General features: G+C 62.6%; 1 protein-coding gene. It reads left to right on the forward strand.

Translation table 11 applies throughout. The features are described from left to right. The coding region (locus AXE65_RS04520; protein WP_153015386.1) for a hypothetical protein at positions 1-227 on the forward strand (227 nt) is incomplete at both ends.

A 227-nucleotide genomic window follows, 5' to 3' on the forward strand; every position in this document is an offset into this window, starting at 1 on the left:
ACAGGCGCAACTTGCCGCCGTATTAAAATCCACCGGCGAGGCGGCAGGCTTTAACCGTGAACAGCTTAACGAGATGGGGCAAGCGCTGGCGGACGCCACCACCTTTGACGCCGGCAGCATCACCCGTGCGCAAACCGCCCTGCTGGCCTTTAGCGGCATTGTTGGCGACGACTTTGTAAAGGCGCAGCAAGCCGCCGCCGATATGGCCGCGCGTATGGGCACCGACA

The organism is Ventosimonas gracilis (assembly GCF_001580025.1).
Taxonomy (GTDB): Bacteria; Pseudomonadota; Gammaproteobacteria; order Pseudomonadales; family Pseudomonadaceae; genus Ventosimonas; species Ventosimonas gracilis.